Source organism: Haloferax profundi (assembly GCF_001469865.1).
GTDB classification, from domain to species: Archaea; Halobacteriota; Halobacteria; order Halobacteriales; family Haloferacaceae; genus Haloferax; species Haloferax profundi.
On sequence record NZ_LOPV01000716.1, the window covers coordinates 25,572 to 39,694 of the forward strand.

Below are 14,123 nucleotides of genomic sequence, written 5' to 3' on the forward strand. Positions count from 1 at the left end.
ATCACAGGCCAGCGACCGGAGCGAACGACTTACCCGCGGGCCACCCAAACGGGTGGGCATGTACGGGGTCGTCACACGCAACGCAGACGAAATCGACTGGCCCGAGTTCGACCGCGCGTTCTACGAGGTCAAAGACGTGACCGGACGCGCCGCCGAACCGGTGTCGAACGCGGTGAACATGGTGTCGTGTTTCGGCGACAACGCCGCCGCCAACGAGAACCCGGACCTCGTTCCCGTGGACGCCGACGGCAACCTCGCTACCCGCGACCGGACGTACTTCGACTGGGCGTACATCTGCCCGACGAACGAGAAGTACCGCGCCGGTCTGCTCGAAATCATCGACGACGCCGTCGCCGCCAACGGCGACGTCCGACTCGACGACGTTGGATTCCCGCGCGACGAGTACTGCCACTGTGACCGATGTTCGCGACGCTTCGCGGAGTGGGCCGACGAGAACGACCGAGACGCCGACGACGAAGACGCGTGGTTCGAGTGGCGCGCCGAGGTCATCACCGAGTTCGTCGCCGACGCCGCCGACCGAATTCCCGGACGCGTCTACCTCACGCTCTACCCCGACCCCTATCCCGGCCACCTCTACCGCCGTGCCGGCCTCGACGTCGAAGCACTCGCCGAGTACGTCGACGAGTTCGTGGTCCCCCTCTACGACATCGACTACGGGACGACCTATTGGCTCGAGACCATCGCGAGAGGGTTCGTCTCACTTCTCGACCCGTACGACGTGGATTTCTCTATCGAACTGTACGCCGTGGACGTGGACGTGGACGCCCTGATTCACGCCATCGAAGTCGCCGACGAGTACGCAAGAGACGTGTTGTTCGGGTACGACGCGAGCAACGCTGCCGCGACGCTCCGCCGGATGACCGCCGACGGAAAAGCGGGGAAGACGTTCCACCCGGAAGACGCGACGCGCTGACGCCGTCGTCGGACCACACGCGGTTCTCCGGGCCGCTTAAATCGCGCCGGAGAGGTAGCCGATGACCACGATGCCGAGGAGGAAGATGAGTGTCGCCACCGCGAACAAGGCGAACATGAGTCGCCGTTGCCCACTCGTCGGTTGTGCCATGTACACCCCTCCGTACTGTGGGTACTTATCGTAGTCGGCGAGTTGTCAGCTTTCGATTCGTGGTCGAAAAGAACGAGGTCGAAACGGCGTTACGGGACGACGTAGCCACCGTCGACGACCATCGGGTGACCGGTGACGAACGAGGCGTCGTCTGAACAGAGGTAGACGACGGCACTCGCAATCTCCTCGGGTTTTCCGAGGCGTCCGATTGGTTCGTCTTCGAGGAGTCCGGATTTCGCGTCTTCGTCACCCTGCGTGAACCGTTCTATCATCGGTGTCTCGATGACACCCGGACAGACCGCGTTGACGCGAACGTTCTCCGTCGCCACTTCGAGGGCCGCAGAGCGTGTCAGGCCGATGACGCCGTGTTTCGCCGCGTAGTAGTGCGAGAGGTTCGGTCCGCCGGTCATCCCGGCGACCGACGCGGTGTTGACGATGGCACCGCCGCCGCGTTCGAGGAGGCGCGGAATCTCGTACTTCATGCTGAGGAAGACTCCGGTGAGGTTGATGTCGATGACTCGCTGGAAGTCTTCGAGTTCCATCTCCGCCATAGAGCCGACTTTGCCCTCGATACCTGCGTTGTTGTGCGCGAAGTCGAGGCCACCGAACGTGTTCACCGTCTCGTCGACGAGGCGGGCGACGTCGACCTCTTTCGAGACGTCTGCCTCGATGAAGACCGCTTCACCACCTGCGTCCTCTATCTCGGTGACCACCTGATTTCCTGCGTCTACCTGTACGTCCGAGATTGCGACCTTCGCTCCTTCTTCTGCGAACCGGAGTGCAGTCGACCGTCCAATACCCGATGCAGCACCCGTGACGAGTGCCACCTTTCCATCGATTCCTTTCATAGTATCACCACGACTCCGACCACCAACCACCGGGCGGTCAGCGCCTGCCCCTGTGAATTAGTCGCACAAAAGAATAATCGCTTTTCAGGGGTTTCAGACGGTCAACGAAGACAGAACGAGTCTGACGGACGTCGCTCAGTCAAGGTCTTCGAGTGGGTCGGCGTTCCCGAAGTACGGGTCGGCCCCGTCACTGGGTGCCGCCCAGTCGGCGGCGTTCTGGAGGACGGTCCGAATCTCGGGTTGTTCGTAGATTGGGTACGTCTCGTGCCCCGGTCGGAAGTAGAAGATACGGCCCTTGCCGCGGGTGTAACAGCATCCACTCCGGAATACCTCTCCGCCTTCGAACCACGACAGAAAGACGAGTTCGTCGGGTGCAGGGATGTCGAATCGCTCACCGTACATCTCGGCGTTCGGTACTTCGAACGACTCGGGGAGACCTTCGGCGATGGGGTGACCGGGTTCGACCGTCCAGACGCGTTCTCTCTCGCCCGCTTCGCGCCACTTGAGGGAACACGAGGTGCCCATCAGGCGCTTGAACGGCTTGGAGTAGTGCCCCGAGTGGAGGACGAGCAGTCCCATCCCGTCGCGGACACGGGCAGTGACCCGGTCTACGACGGCGTCGTCTACCTCGTCGTGGGCTTTGTGCCCCCACCAGACGAGCACGTCCGTCTCGTCGAGGACAGACGCCGGCAGGCCGTGTTCTGGTTCGTCGAGCGTCGCCGTGTCCACGTCGTGGCCATCCTCGCGGAGGGCGTCGGCGACGACGGTGTGGATGCCATCGGGGTAGACTGCGGCGACTTCCTCGCTGTCGCGTTCATGTCGAAACTCGTTCCAGACGGTGACGGTGACCATACACTCGCCGTCGTCAGGTGTCGACAAGTATGCACCGACCTCGGCCGGTCGTGTCTGTTCACTCCCTGCCGAGGCGTCTACCGGCCTTCGAACTCTGGGTCTCGCCGCTCCATGAACGACTCCACGCCTTCGGTGTGGTCGGCAGTCTCGAAGATGACCGCCTGTGCCGCCGCCTCGTGTTCGATAGCCGCTTCGATGGAGTCGTCCGGTCGGCGGAGCAGCCGTTTAGAAGCGGTGAGTGCCTTCGTCGGCCCGCCGGCGATTCGGTCGGTCAACTCGTCGAGTTCGGCTTCGAATTCGTCCTCGCCGGCGACGCGGTTCACGACACCGAGTTCGAGTGCCCGTTCGGGACCGAGCAGTTCGCCCGTGTAGACGAGTTCCATCGCCACGTTCCGGCCGACGAGTCTCGGGAGCAGATACGAGAGTCCCGAGTCGACGGCGAGTCCGACGCGGCGGAAGCCGAACCCGACGTGGGCGTCTTCGTGGAGAAGTTGCATATCACAGGCGATGGCGAGTGCACCGCCGGCACCGACTGCTGGCCCGTCGATGGCGGCGATTGTCGGGAGGTCACAATCGTAGACGCGACGGACACAGTCGGCAGTGTCGTGGACGACGTGGTCGACGGCGTCTGGAAGCGACAACGCGCCGGCCTGTAACTCTAACATGGCGTTCACGTCGCCACCGGCGCAGAACGCGCCGTTGGCCCCGCGGAAGACGACACACCTCGTCTCGTCGGGGAGCGAGTCGAGTGCCTCGCGGACCCCTGCCGTCACCTCGACAGTGAGCGCGTTTCGTACCGCTGGCGCGTCGAGCGTCACTGTGGCGACGCCCGCGTCGATATCGAGTCGTACCGCCTCGGAGTCGAGTTCCACCTCGGTCATCTTCGACGCAGACGTGCAGAATCGTGAAAAACGTTTGGTCCGTGGAGAGTTGAATCGGGGAAAGAGTCCGGGCTCAGTCGAAGAGCGACGCGACATCGATGCCGAGACCCGGTCCTTCTGGAACGGTCATCGCGCCATCTCTCACGGGGGCGGGGTCGGGTGCGAGGTCGGCATCGAGGAAGGAAGCGGTCGCGAGGCCGTGTGCCCGAATCCGGGGGAGCGTGGCCGCGACGTGAAGCGCACCGAGTCGGGCGACGACGGCGTCGATGGTGGTCGTGACGACGACGCCGGCACCGGCGTCTTCGGCCCGTTCAGCGACCGAGAGAACACGTTCCGGCCCACCGAGCGCCATGGGCTTACAGACGAGTACGTCGGCCGCGTTCGACGCAATCGCGCGTTCCGGCGACACCGCTGCGAGTGATTCGTCGAGGGCGATTGGCGTGTCGTGGAGTCGCCGTAAGGCGGCGTGGCCGTCGAGTACCTCCGCAGCGAGCGGTTGTTCGAGGTATTCGAGTTCGAGGGACGCGATGCCATCGAGGAATCGGTCTGCCGTCCAGCGGTCCCACGCACCGTTCGCATCGGCCCGAATCGACACAGTCGGACCGACAGCATCGCGGACCGCCGAAAGGCGCTCGATATCGTCTTCCGGGGCGCGCGCGCCGACCTTCACTTTCAGACAGTCGTATCCGGCAGCAACGGCGTCCATCGCGGCTTCGACCGTCGATTCGACACCCGAGTCGCCGATGGTCGAATTCACCGGAACCGAGGTGTGTGAGTCGGTGGCTAGCGAGGACGAGAGCGCAAACGAGGACGTAAGCGACCTGTCCTCGTCGCGGGCGCGAGCGTCAGCGAGTGCGAGTGAGACGGCGTGTCTCGCCGCTGGTGTGTCGTCCAGCGTTCCGTCGGTGAGCGCTGTCTCTGGGTCGCCGACCGATTCGAGTGCATTCCGGCACTCGGCGAGCGATTCCGTCCATCCCGGAAGCGGTGTCGCTTCGCCGACGCCAGTCGCGTCCGCTGTCTCGACGGCGACGAGGAACCCTTCACGGCGGTCGATATCGCCCTTCGCTGTCGAGAGCGGACGTCGCAAGTCGACGGCGAACTCGCGGACGCGCATCACGCGAAGACCAGTCCGACCGAGAAGAGGACGGCGTATAGCGCGAGTAACTTCCCGGTGTCTTCGAGCGCCGGGTTGAGTTTCGCGCCTTTCGTCTCGGTGACGACGGTTCGAGCGATGCGCGCCGCGATGGGCATCGAGAGGACTGGGAGCAGGACGAACCACTCGAAGTCGAACTGCGTCCAGAGGACGACCGGAACCGCGTAGGCGAGGACGAGCATTCCGACGTACTCGGCGCGGGCGAACCCGTAGCCGAATCGGACTGCGAGCGTCCGCTTGCCCGTCGTCGCGTCCTCTTCCTTGTCGCGGACGTTGTTCACGACGAGAATGTTCGTCGAGATGGCCGCGATGGGGAGGCTGGCGAGGACGGCGACGAGCGGAACCGTCCCCGGTGGGATACCCATCGACAGCGGTTCAGCGAGGATGCTCGCAGCTTGGACGTAGTACGTGCCGACGACGGCGACGAGGCCGAAGAAGACGAAGACGAACAGGTCGCCCAGACCGTGGTAGCCGAGTGGGTACGGGCCGCCGGTGTAGGCGATGCCCGAGGCGACAGAGAGGAGGCCGATGACGAGGATGGGCACGCCACCGACGTAGACGAGATACGTTCCGAGGACGATGGCGACGGCGAACGTGAGGTACATCGCCCGCTTCACGTCGGCCGGAGGGATGAGGCCCCCCGCAGTCACGCGGGTGAACCCTTCGCGGGCCTCGGTGTCGGCACCCTGAACCGCGTCGTAGTAGTCGTTCGCGAAGTTGGTGCCAATCTGGATGAGAAGTGCCCCGACCAGTGCCGCGAGCGCTGGCAACGCGGCGAAGACGCCTTCGTGGACGGCGAGCGCGGTGCCGACGAAGACGGGCGCGGCCGCCGCCGGGAGCGTCTGGGGCCGCGACGCCATCACCCACGCTTGCCTGCGAGAGATGTCCTGCGTACTCATTGGGTGCTACTCAGGGCGGGCCGGGCGTCAAAGTTCGGTTTGTCGATTGGGCGGTGACCGACAGGTTGCACAGAGCCGGTGATTTATACGCGTGTAGATTGGCTACCAGATATGCATACGCAGACACGGTCGGTGCTCGACCTGCTCTCGGCAGACCGACGGGCCGAGGTCCAAGAACGCGTCGAGACGGTGCTCTCCGAACTGACGCTGGCGGAGAAGGTGGGGCAACTGAACCAGCTGAACGCCGACTTCGCGACGGGGACCGCCGTCGGCGACATGGACGTCGAACAGGGGGTCCTAGACGGCGAAATCGGCTCGGTTCTCAACGCTGCAGACCTCGACGAAGCCCGGAGGCTTCAGACGCTCGCGGTCGAGGAGTCCGACCACGGCGTCCCGCTCCTGTTGGCGCTGGACGTCATCCACGGCTACCGGACGATTTTCCCGATTCCGCTCGGCGAAGCGGCCTCGTGGAGCCCGGAGATGGCGGAGCTGTCGGCTCGGGTCGCTGCAACTGAGGCTGCTGCCAGCGGCGTCCACTGGACGTTCGCACCATCGGTCGACGTCGGCCGTGACCCGCGCTGGGGCCGCGTCATGGAGGCGGCGGGCGAAGACCCGTACCTCTCCAGTGAGATTTCGATGGCACGCGTCCGCGGCTTCCAGGGTGACGACCTGGCTGCCGACGACAGTATCCTGGCGTGCGCGAAGCACTACGTCGGATACGGTGCGTCCGAGGCAGGCCGCGAGTACAACACCGTCGACATCTCCGAGACGAACCTCCGTGAGGTCCACCTCCCACCGTTCGAAGCCTGTCTGGAAGCGGGCGTCGGCAGCGTGATGAACGCCTTCAACCTCTACGAGCGCGTCCCTGCCAGCAGCAACGAGGAACTCGTCGACGTGATTCTCCGCGGCGAACTCGGCTTCGAGGACGTCGTCGTGTCCGACTGGAACTCGTTCGGTGAACTCGTCGAACACGGCGTCGCCAGTGACCTCCGCGAGGTCGCACGGGCGTGTCTCGAGGCCGGGTCCGACGTCGACATGGTCAGTGGTGCCTACGCGACCGAGCTGGTCGAACTCGTCGAAGACGGCGTCGTAGACGAGTCGCTCGTCGACGAGGCGGTCCGTCGGGTGCTGACCGTCAAAGGCGCACTGGGCCTATTCGAAGACCCCTACCGATACTTCGACGCGGACCGGCAGTCACGACGGGTCCTCACCGACGAGCACCGCGAGGCCGCCCGCGACGTCGCCCGCGAGTCGCTGGTGCTGTTGAAAAACGAGGGCGCAGTGTTGCCACTGGACGGTGACGAAGACGTCGCGCTCGTCGGCGGACTCGCAGACAGCGCCACGGATATGCTCGGGGCTTGGCGGGCCGAAGGCGAACCAGACGACGTGACGACGCTCAAGGCGTCGCTTACGGACCGCCTCGAGACCCTGACGTACGTCGAGGGGTGTGACCCTGACGGCACCGTCAGCGACGAGCAACTCGAGGCCGCAGTCGAAACCGTCGAATCTGCAGACGTCGCCGTCGTCGCCGTCGGCGAGCGGTACGACCAAAGCGGCGAGGCGGCGAGTCGCGCACACATCGACCTGCCCGGCGACCAGCGCGCACTGCTCGAAGCGCTCGTCGAGACGGGGACGCCCGTCGCCGCCGTGCTGTTCAACGGGCGACCGCTGGCGATAGACTGGGAGACCGAGCACGTCCCTGCGCTCCTCGAGGCCTGGTTCCCCGGTGTCGAGGCGGGGCCCGCTATCAGCGACGTACTTCTCGGGGCGCACAACCCGTCGGGGCGACTCCCGATGACCTTCCCCGTCACAGAGGGGCAGATACCCGTCTACTACAACCACCTGAAAACCGGACGCCCCGCCGAGGACGCCGGCGTGGACCTGACGACGCCGCCGGCAGACCACGGAGAGAAGTACGTCTCGCGGTATCTCGACATCCCGAACGAACCGCTGTACGCGTTCGGCCACGGCGAGAGCTACACGGACTTCGCGTACACCGACGTGTCGCTGGGTGCCGCGGCGATTACCGCCGCGGAGCCACTCTCAGTCGACGTGACTCTCGAGAACGTCGGCGACCGGGCCGGGACCGAGGTCGTTCAGGTGTACCTCAGTGACCGAGTCGGTAGCCGGGCACGGCCGGTCAGAGAGCTGGTTCGCTTCGAGAACGTCGACCTCGACGCCGGTGAGTCGAGAACCGTCTCGTTCGAACTCACGGCGGCCGACCTCGCGTTCTGGACGGCCGACGAGGAGTACGCCGCGGAACCCGGCGAGTTCGAAGTGCAGGTCGGCCACGCGGCCGACGAGATTGCCGTGGTCGAGACGTTCGAACTGGTCGAGTGAGGGAGTCCGTCGGGGGAGAGAGCCGCAAAGCGGGGTACGAGTCCCTCGAACGGAGTCTAGTAGTGCCAGGGGTAGTCGCGGAACCGCGGTTCGCGCTTCTCCAAAAACGCGTCACGGCCTTCCTGAGCCTCGTCGGTCATGTAGCCGAGTCGGGTTGCCTCGCCGGCGAACACCTGCTGGCCCACCAGTCCGTCGTCGGTCATGTTGAAGGCGAACTTGAGCATGCGCATCGCCGTCGGCGACTTCTTCGTCATCTCGTCGGCCCACTCCAGTGCGACGTCTTCTAACTCCGCGTGGGGAATCGCTTCGTTCGCCATGCCCATGTCGACTGCTTCCTCGGCAGAGTAGGTCTTCCCCATGAAGAACACCTCACGGGCCTTCTTCTGGCCGACCTGTTTGGCGAGGTACGCAGAGCCAAATCCGCCGTCGAACGAGGCCACGTCGGGGTCCGTCTGGAGGAACTTCGCGTGTTCTTCCGACGCGAGCGTCATGTCGCAGACGACGTGGAGGGAGTGACCGCCGCCGACCGCCCATCCCGGAACCACGGCGACGACGGGTTTCGGCATGAAACGGATGAGTCGCTGGACTTCGAGGATGTGCAGTCGCCCGGCTTTCGCCTCGCGGACGAGTGGGTCGTCGGACACGTCTGCTTCGTCGTCGTCGCGGTACTCGTAGCCCGACCCACCACGAACGGATTGGTCGCCGCCGGAACAGAACGCCCAGCCACCGTCTTTCTCCGATGGGCCATTGCCAGTCAAGAGGACACAGCCGACGTCGGCCTGTTTGCGGGCGTGGTCGAGTGCGGCGTAGAGTTCGTCTACCGTCCCCGGGCGGAAGGCGTTTCGAACCTCCGGCCGGTCGAAGGCGATGCGGACCGCCGGTACATCGACGGCGCGGTGGTAGGTGATGTCGTCGAACTCGTCTGACCCGTCGACCGGTTCCCAGCGGTCGGGGTCGAAAATCTCCGAGACCATATCGAGAGGCGGCGCGGGCGGCGCAAAAAGATTCGCTTGCGCGGCCGACTCGACGAACGAGACGAGCGTGGTGTCGTATTCGACCAAACCGTATTGTACTCGTCCATCGAATATGTCAATCGAATGTCCTCACTTTCGGCCCTCGTCGTCCGATTCGTCCACGTCGTGGGGGTGACACTCCTCGTCGGTGGGTCGGTCTTCGTGTGGAACGCGATTCGGACCGTCGGTGTCGGCTACGACACCGTTCGATTCGCCACTCACTACGAGTGGCTATTCTGGGGGACGATGGCGGTGATGGTCGTCACCGGCGTGGGAAACCTCGGGTCGCTCGGTCCGCCCGGACCCACCACTCGCTGGGGGACTCTCTTGACGGCGAAACTCGGCGTCGTCACGGTGTTCGTCGTGGGGTCGTTCGTCCGAACGTTGGCCGTGCTCACCACACGCCGCAGAGGAGTCGCGAGAGTCGGTGAAGACCGGTTCAGACAGTTCTACTCGTCGACGTCAGTGACGCTGGTCCTCGTCGTCGCACTGGCGGAGGTACTCGCCCATGGGTGAGGTCAACCGACTCGAAGTCTGGGGAGTTTCGACGTTCAACGTCGTCCTCCTCTCGCTTCTGGGGGTACTCGCCGGGCACCTGAGTGGGTCGCTGGCCAGTCTCTTTCGCGGGTTCGGCACGCTCGAAGGGGTGCTGATATTCGGGTATCTGTGGGTTCTCACGATACTCGCGACTCGCTGGGCGCTGGCAGCGGGTGGTCTCGACAGGGGACAGACGGGAGAACTCCGTTCACTCCTGGTTCGAGGCGCGATTGCAGGGGCACTCATCGGCGCGGGATTTCTGGTCGGGACGATACTCACCGTGGCACTCGTCAACCTCGTCTCGATGGCGTGGACCGTTCGGTTGGACGGCGTACTCCCATTCGCACTCATCACCCTCTTAGGCGGCGGGATTGCCGCCCTCGTCGGGGCACTCGTCGGTAGCGTCTTCGTCCTCGTGGACGTCCTCCTCTACCGAGTGTCGGCGTACTTCGTCGTCCGTCAGCCGTCGTAACCAGGCCGCATCACTTACTGGCTGACCCACCTACCACCGGTCTGCGCGGACTCGTCACCCACGAGGCGATAGCGACGAGAATCGCTGCGCAAATCCCCACGAGAAACCCTGTCGCTCCCGAGAGCGACCCGTAGGTGACGAGGCCACCGGAGAGGACTCCCGTCGCAAGTGACCGCCGGCGCCCCATCGACTCTGGATAGCCGTGTTCGCGGAACCGAGCGAGACCCCACACGAGGACGGCAACGAGTGGCGCGAGTGCGAGGCCCCGAAGCGGTCGCTGAGTCACGACCCACAGCACCAGAAACACGACGACACCGGCGACGACGGCGAGTGTTCCTCGGCGACCAAGTGCGCGTGGATAGCCACGTTCGGCGACGTCCGAGAGGAGGAGCACACCGAGGGAGGCAGTCACCCCGGCGAAGACACCAGTCGTCGGGTCGAGAACGACGACCACGCCGTAACCGAACACGGCGAGGCCGACGAGTGCGGCGACCACGTACACGCTCACTTCGTACTGGCGGCGGAGATTGGAGGACATAGGCCCCCCATCGAATTCGTGGGGGAAAAGTCAGTCGGACAACTGGTCCACGACGCGTTCACGGATGTCGTCGCGGACGCGGTGTGAAGACTCAGCGTCGGTTCTGACCTCGATGACGTCGGTGCCGTCGGACGCGACAGACTCGGCGTAGGCATCGCGGAAGTCGTCCACCTCGACGGAGGCGAACGAGAGGTCGTACAGGTCTTCGGTGGCCGCAAAGTCGAGGCCGTGCGGCGTCTTGAACTGGTCGGTGAACGGTGGTTCGTAGTCCTCGATTGGGAGCATGTGGAAGATGCCGCCGCCGTCGTTGTTCACGAGGACGATGGTCGCATCGACGCCGAGACGGCCGAGTGAGAGGAGACCGTTCATGTCGTGGAAGTACGCGAGGTCACCGGTCAGAAGCGTCAGGTGGTCCGTCACTGCCGACCCGGCCCCGAGGGCAGACGAGACGATACCGTCGATACCGGACGCCCCGCGGTTCCCGAGGACAGTCCGTGATTTCGTCGAGGGGCGAGCGAACCTGTCGAGTTCGCGGACGGGCATCGAGTTCGAGACGAAGATGGTCGAGGGTTCGGGTGCGAGTTCGGCGACGTCGGCGGCGAGTCGGCCTTCGAACGCCGCAGTCTCGTCGTCGACGGCGTCCCAGTGCGCTGCCTCTGCGTCCGTCCACAACTGATTCCACTCGGTGTCGGGTCGGTTGCGGACGAGTTGCGAGAGTCGCCACGCAAGGACCGACGGTTCGGCCTCGACGAGGTCTGTCGCAGTGAATTCGGCTTCACGCCACCCGCCCGTCGGGTCCACGAGATACTGCCGGGCATCGGTTCGTGCGAGGTACTTCCGAAGTGGCTTGGAGGTCGGTGACGCACCGATTCGGACGACGACTTCGGGGTCTGGCCAGTCGGCGGTGACTCGGTCGTCGAGGTAGGCGTCGTACCCACCGAGGACCGTCGTGGTTCGTGTGTGGCCGCCAAATCGGAGTCCCGAGAGTGGGTCGGCGACGATTGGGAACCCAGTGGCGTGTGCGAACGCCGCGATGGCCTCGGTGTTGAACCCCGGCGGGTCGGCCGGACCGGCGACGATGAGGCCACGGTCCACAGAGAGGTCGTCGGCGAGTTTTCGGAGGTGGTCTTCGGAGAGTTCGGGTGCACCCTTGGTCGTTCGGACGTAAGGCGTGGCACCCTCTCTCCCGTCGAGTGCGACGCTGTCGAGGTCGGTCGGTACGTCGCCTTCGACGTGCGTCGGTTCGAGTGGTTTCCGGAAGGGGAAGTTGAGGTGGACCGGGCCAGCGTCGACGCCGGTCGCTTCGGAGACGGCCCGTGCAGCGGTGGTGCGAAGGCTCCGGAGTTTCCGGTCGGTCGCCTCCGGTTCGGGCATGTCTTTGTACCAGCGGACGGCGTCGCCGTAGAGTTTCTCTTGGTCGACGGTCTGGTTGGCACCGCTGTCGCGGATTTCCGGCGGTCGGTCGGCGGTGAGGACGAGCATCGGAACGCGTGCCTGCGACGCCTCGATGACAGCAGGGTGGAAGTTCGCTGCGGCGGTTCCAGACGTGCAGACGATTGGTGTGACCGTGCCGGTGCGGCGGGCACGTCCGAGTGCGAAGTACGCGGCGGAGCGTTCGTCGAGGAGCGAGAACGTCTCGATATCGTCGTGCCGGTCGAACGCTTCTGTGAGCGGCGTCGAGCGACTGCCGGGTGCGATGCACACCGCGTCGATGTCGGTGCGTGCCAGTTCGTCAACGAAGGTCCGTGCCCAGAGGGTGTTACGATTCGGGTGTGTCATCTCGTTTCGTCGCAGGTCGTCGTGTGCGTGGAGTAGTCAGAAGACAGTGCTCGGAGGCGAGACAGTCGGTCAGTCGTCGCGTTCGAGTTCGTCGAGGATGGGGCGGTACTTCAGTTGTACCTCGTCCCACTCGGCGTCGGGGTCGGAGTCGGCGACGAGTCCGACGCCGGCGAAGAGCGTCGCCATCGTGTCTTCGACGGTCGCCGAACGGATAGCCACCGCGAAACTGCCGTCGCCGTCGGCGTCGAACCACCCGACGGGCGCGGCGTACCATCCGCGGTCGAACGGTTCCGTGTCGCGGATGACGTCGAGGGCCGCTTCGGGCGGTAAGCCCCCCACGGCGGGCGTCGGGTGGAGCGCATCGACGAGCGAGAGAACGTGTTCGTCGCGTTCGAGCGTGGCGTCGATTGGGGTCCAGAGGTGCTGGACGGTGGCGAGTTTTCGAATCCCGCGTTCGCCGACGCGAATCTCGGCCGAAAGCGAGTCCAGTTGTTCTCGAATCGTCTCCGCGACGAGTTCGTGTTCGTGGTTGTCTTTCTCGCTCGCGAGGAGTTCGTTCGCCAACCACTCGTCTTCGTCGTCGGTGTCGCCGCGGCCGGTCGTCCCGGCGAGTGCGCCGGTTTCGACTTCTCGGCCACGAAGCGAGACGAGTCGTTCGGGCGTCGCACCGAGGAAACTCGCACCCATGGCGGGTTCGACGAGGAATCGGTGACACTCGGGATACGTCTCACCGAGGCGGGCGAGGAGGTCAGGCACCGACGCGGGGCGGTCGAGTTCGACTTCCAGCGCTTGCGCGAGGACCACCTTTCGTAACTCACCCGCGCGGATGCGAGAGACGGCGGCATCGACGCTCTCGCGCCACGCGTCGACCGAAGTGGTGCGGTGGCGCTTCGAGACGCCCGGCGGTGACTCCGGCGGGGAGTCGTCGAGGTCGGCGAGCGTCGTTCGAACCGCTGCGAGTGTGTCTTCGACCGTTTCGGGGTCGGAGCCCACTGCGTTGACGGTCAGCCACGCCGCGTCGTCGTCGAAGACGAGTTGGACCTCGGGGACGACGAACCGTGCCGCCGGGAAGTCTGCCCACGGGTCGCGACCAGTCGCTTCCTCGTGGAAGGCGAGACCACCGAAAAATCGGGGGCGCGCAGCAGCAGGGCCGTCCACGTCTGCCCCGTCGAGGAGGGCTGACGCCGACTCACGAACCTGTGTGAGGCGGTCAGCACCGTCTGCCTCGACGGTCACGGCCGCGCCGCCACCGACGACGGTTGGTTCGTCGGGGGCAGTCCACAGCGTTCGTGGGCGACCTACCGCCGCGAGAGACGCCGTCACTGGCGGCAACGACAGTCGGACCGACCTGCTGACGAGGCGCGTGGCGACCTCGTCTGTCCGCAACGGTTCCATCGATGGACGGTCAGGACCGGGGACGCTTGAAACTCTCCCTTCTGTCCCGAGGGACGTCGGTGCGGGACACCACCTTCACCCCACAGTTCTGTCCACCAATCCACAGGTTCGGTGGTCGGACGGGGCGTTCGACGGTATATGGTGAGTGTTAACACTGTTCACGACCAACCTCCAGTGACTCACCGACGCGACACCACAGGAGGGTCGAGTCGGGTGTCGGAGTGTGGGGCAATGGCGGCAACAAGAAGCGACGTCGAGACACCTGCTTCACGCGAGCGCGACACGTTGGCCGCGTTCGAGCGAGCGCAGGACGCACTGCTCGAAACCTCAGG

Annotated in this window: 13 protein-coding genes; 4 read left to right on the forward strand and 9 right to left on the reverse strand. The window is 65.0% G+C overall.

Annotation, left to right across the window (positions count from 1 at the left end):
• Positions 1-58: 58 nt before the first annotated feature.
• Positions 59-934 (forward strand): hypothetical protein, encoded by an 876-nt coding sequence (locus AUR66_RS20215; RefSeq protein ID WP_058573899.1) that lies wholly within the window; start codon positions 59-61, stop codon positions 932-934.
• 239 nt (positions 935-1,173) lie between these two features.
• On the opposite strand, the gene AUR66_RS20220 is transcribed toward AUR66_RS20215, so the two are convergent.
• From AUR66_RS20220 to AUR66_RS20240, 5 genes are all read right to left on the reverse strand, one after another.
• Positions 1,174-1,932, reverse strand: a complete 759-nt coding sequence (locus tag AUR66_RS20220) for an SDR family oxidoreductase (protein ID WP_058573900.1) — start codon at positions 1,930-1,932, stop codon at positions 1,174-1,176.
• A gap of 135 nt (positions 1,933-2,067) precedes the next feature.
• The gene (locus AUR66_RS20225; protein ID WP_058573901.1) at positions 2,068-2,784 is read right to left on the reverse strand and encodes a ThuA domain-containing protein; all 717 of its coding nucleotides are present in this window, start codon (positions 2,782-2,784) and stop codon (positions 2,068-2,070) included.
• A gap of 77 nt (positions 2,785-2,861) precedes the next feature.
• Positions 2,862-3,665 (reverse strand): enoyl-CoA hydratase/isomerase family protein, encoded by an 804-nt coding sequence (locus tag AUR66_RS20230; RefSeq protein ID WP_058573902.1) that lies wholly within the window; start codon positions 3,663-3,665, stop codon positions 2,862-2,864.
• Positions 3,666-3,738: 73 nt separating this feature from the next.
• A complete protein-coding gene (locus AUR66_RS20235) occupies positions 3,739-4,779 on the reverse strand; it encodes a mandelate racemase/muconate lactonizing enzyme family protein (RefSeq protein WP_058573903.1) in 1,041 nt (346 codons plus the stop codon).
• A complete protein-coding gene (locus tag AUR66_RS20240) occupies positions 4,779-5,678 on the reverse strand; it encodes a 1,4-dihydroxy-2-naphthoate polyprenyltransferase (protein WP_231727986.1) in 900 nt (299 codons plus the stop codon). The genes AUR66_RS20235 and AUR66_RS20240 overlap by 1 nt, the downstream gene beginning before the upstream one ends.
• Positions 5,679-5,828: 150 nt before the next feature.
• Here AUR66_RS20240 and bglX point away from each other — a divergent pair, with 150 nt between their 5' ends.
• On the forward strand, positions 5,829-8,057 hold the full coding sequence (gene bglX / locus AUR66_RS20245; RefSeq protein WP_058573905.1) for a beta-glucosidase BglX: 2,229 nt from the start codon (positions 5,829-5,831) through the stop codon (positions 8,055-8,057).
• 56 nt (positions 8,058-8,113) lie between these two features.
• On the opposite strand, the gene AUR66_RS20250 is transcribed toward bglX, so the two are convergent.
• Complete coding sequence (locus AUR66_RS20250) at positions 8,114-9,031, reverse strand: 1,4-dihydroxy-2-naphthoyl-CoA synthase (protein ID WP_058573906.1); 918 nt, start codon at positions 9,029-9,031, stop codon at positions 8,114-8,116.
• A gap of 123 nt (positions 9,032-9,154) precedes the next feature.
• Here AUR66_RS20250 and AUR66_RS20255 point away from each other — a divergent pair, with 123 nt between their 5' ends.
• On the forward strand, positions 9,155-9,586 hold the full coding sequence (locus AUR66_RS20255) for a CopD family protein (protein WP_058573916.1): 432 nt from the start codon (positions 9,155-9,157) through the stop codon (positions 9,584-9,586).
• On the forward strand, positions 9,579-10,079 hold the full coding sequence (locus AUR66_RS20260) for a hypothetical protein (RefSeq protein WP_058573907.1): 501 nt from the start codon (positions 9,579-9,581) through the stop codon (positions 10,077-10,079). Before AUR66_RS20255 ends, AUR66_RS20260 begins: the two co-directional genes overlap by 8 nt.
• A gap of 10 nt (positions 10,080-10,089) precedes the next feature.
• On the opposite strand, the gene AUR66_RS20265 is transcribed toward AUR66_RS20260, so the two are convergent.
• The 3 genes from AUR66_RS20265 to AUR66_RS20275 all read right to left on the reverse strand — a co-directional run bounded on the left by AUR66_RS20265 (position 10,090) and on the right by AUR66_RS20275 (position 13,791).
• Complete coding sequence (locus AUR66_RS20265; RefSeq protein ID WP_058573908.1) at positions 10,090-10,617, reverse strand: hypothetical protein; 528 nt, start codon at positions 10,615-10,617, stop codon at positions 10,090-10,092.
• 30 nt (positions 10,618-10,647) lie between these two features.
• Entirely contained in the window at positions 10,648-12,396 is a 1,749-nt protein-coding gene (menD, locus tag AUR66_RS20270; protein ID WP_058573909.1) for a 2-succinyl-5-enolpyruvyl-6-hydroxy-3-cyclohexene-1-carboxylic-acid synthase, read from the reverse strand.
• Between the two features lie 69 nt (positions 12,397-12,465).
• Positions 12,466-13,791 carry an isochorismate synthase gene (locus AUR66_RS20275; protein WP_058573910.1) on the reverse strand — a complete coding sequence of 442 codons (1,326 nt, stop codon included), beginning with the start codon at positions 13,789-13,791 and terminating at the stop codon, positions 12,466-12,468.
• Positions 13,792-14,123 lie beyond the last annotated feature (332 nt).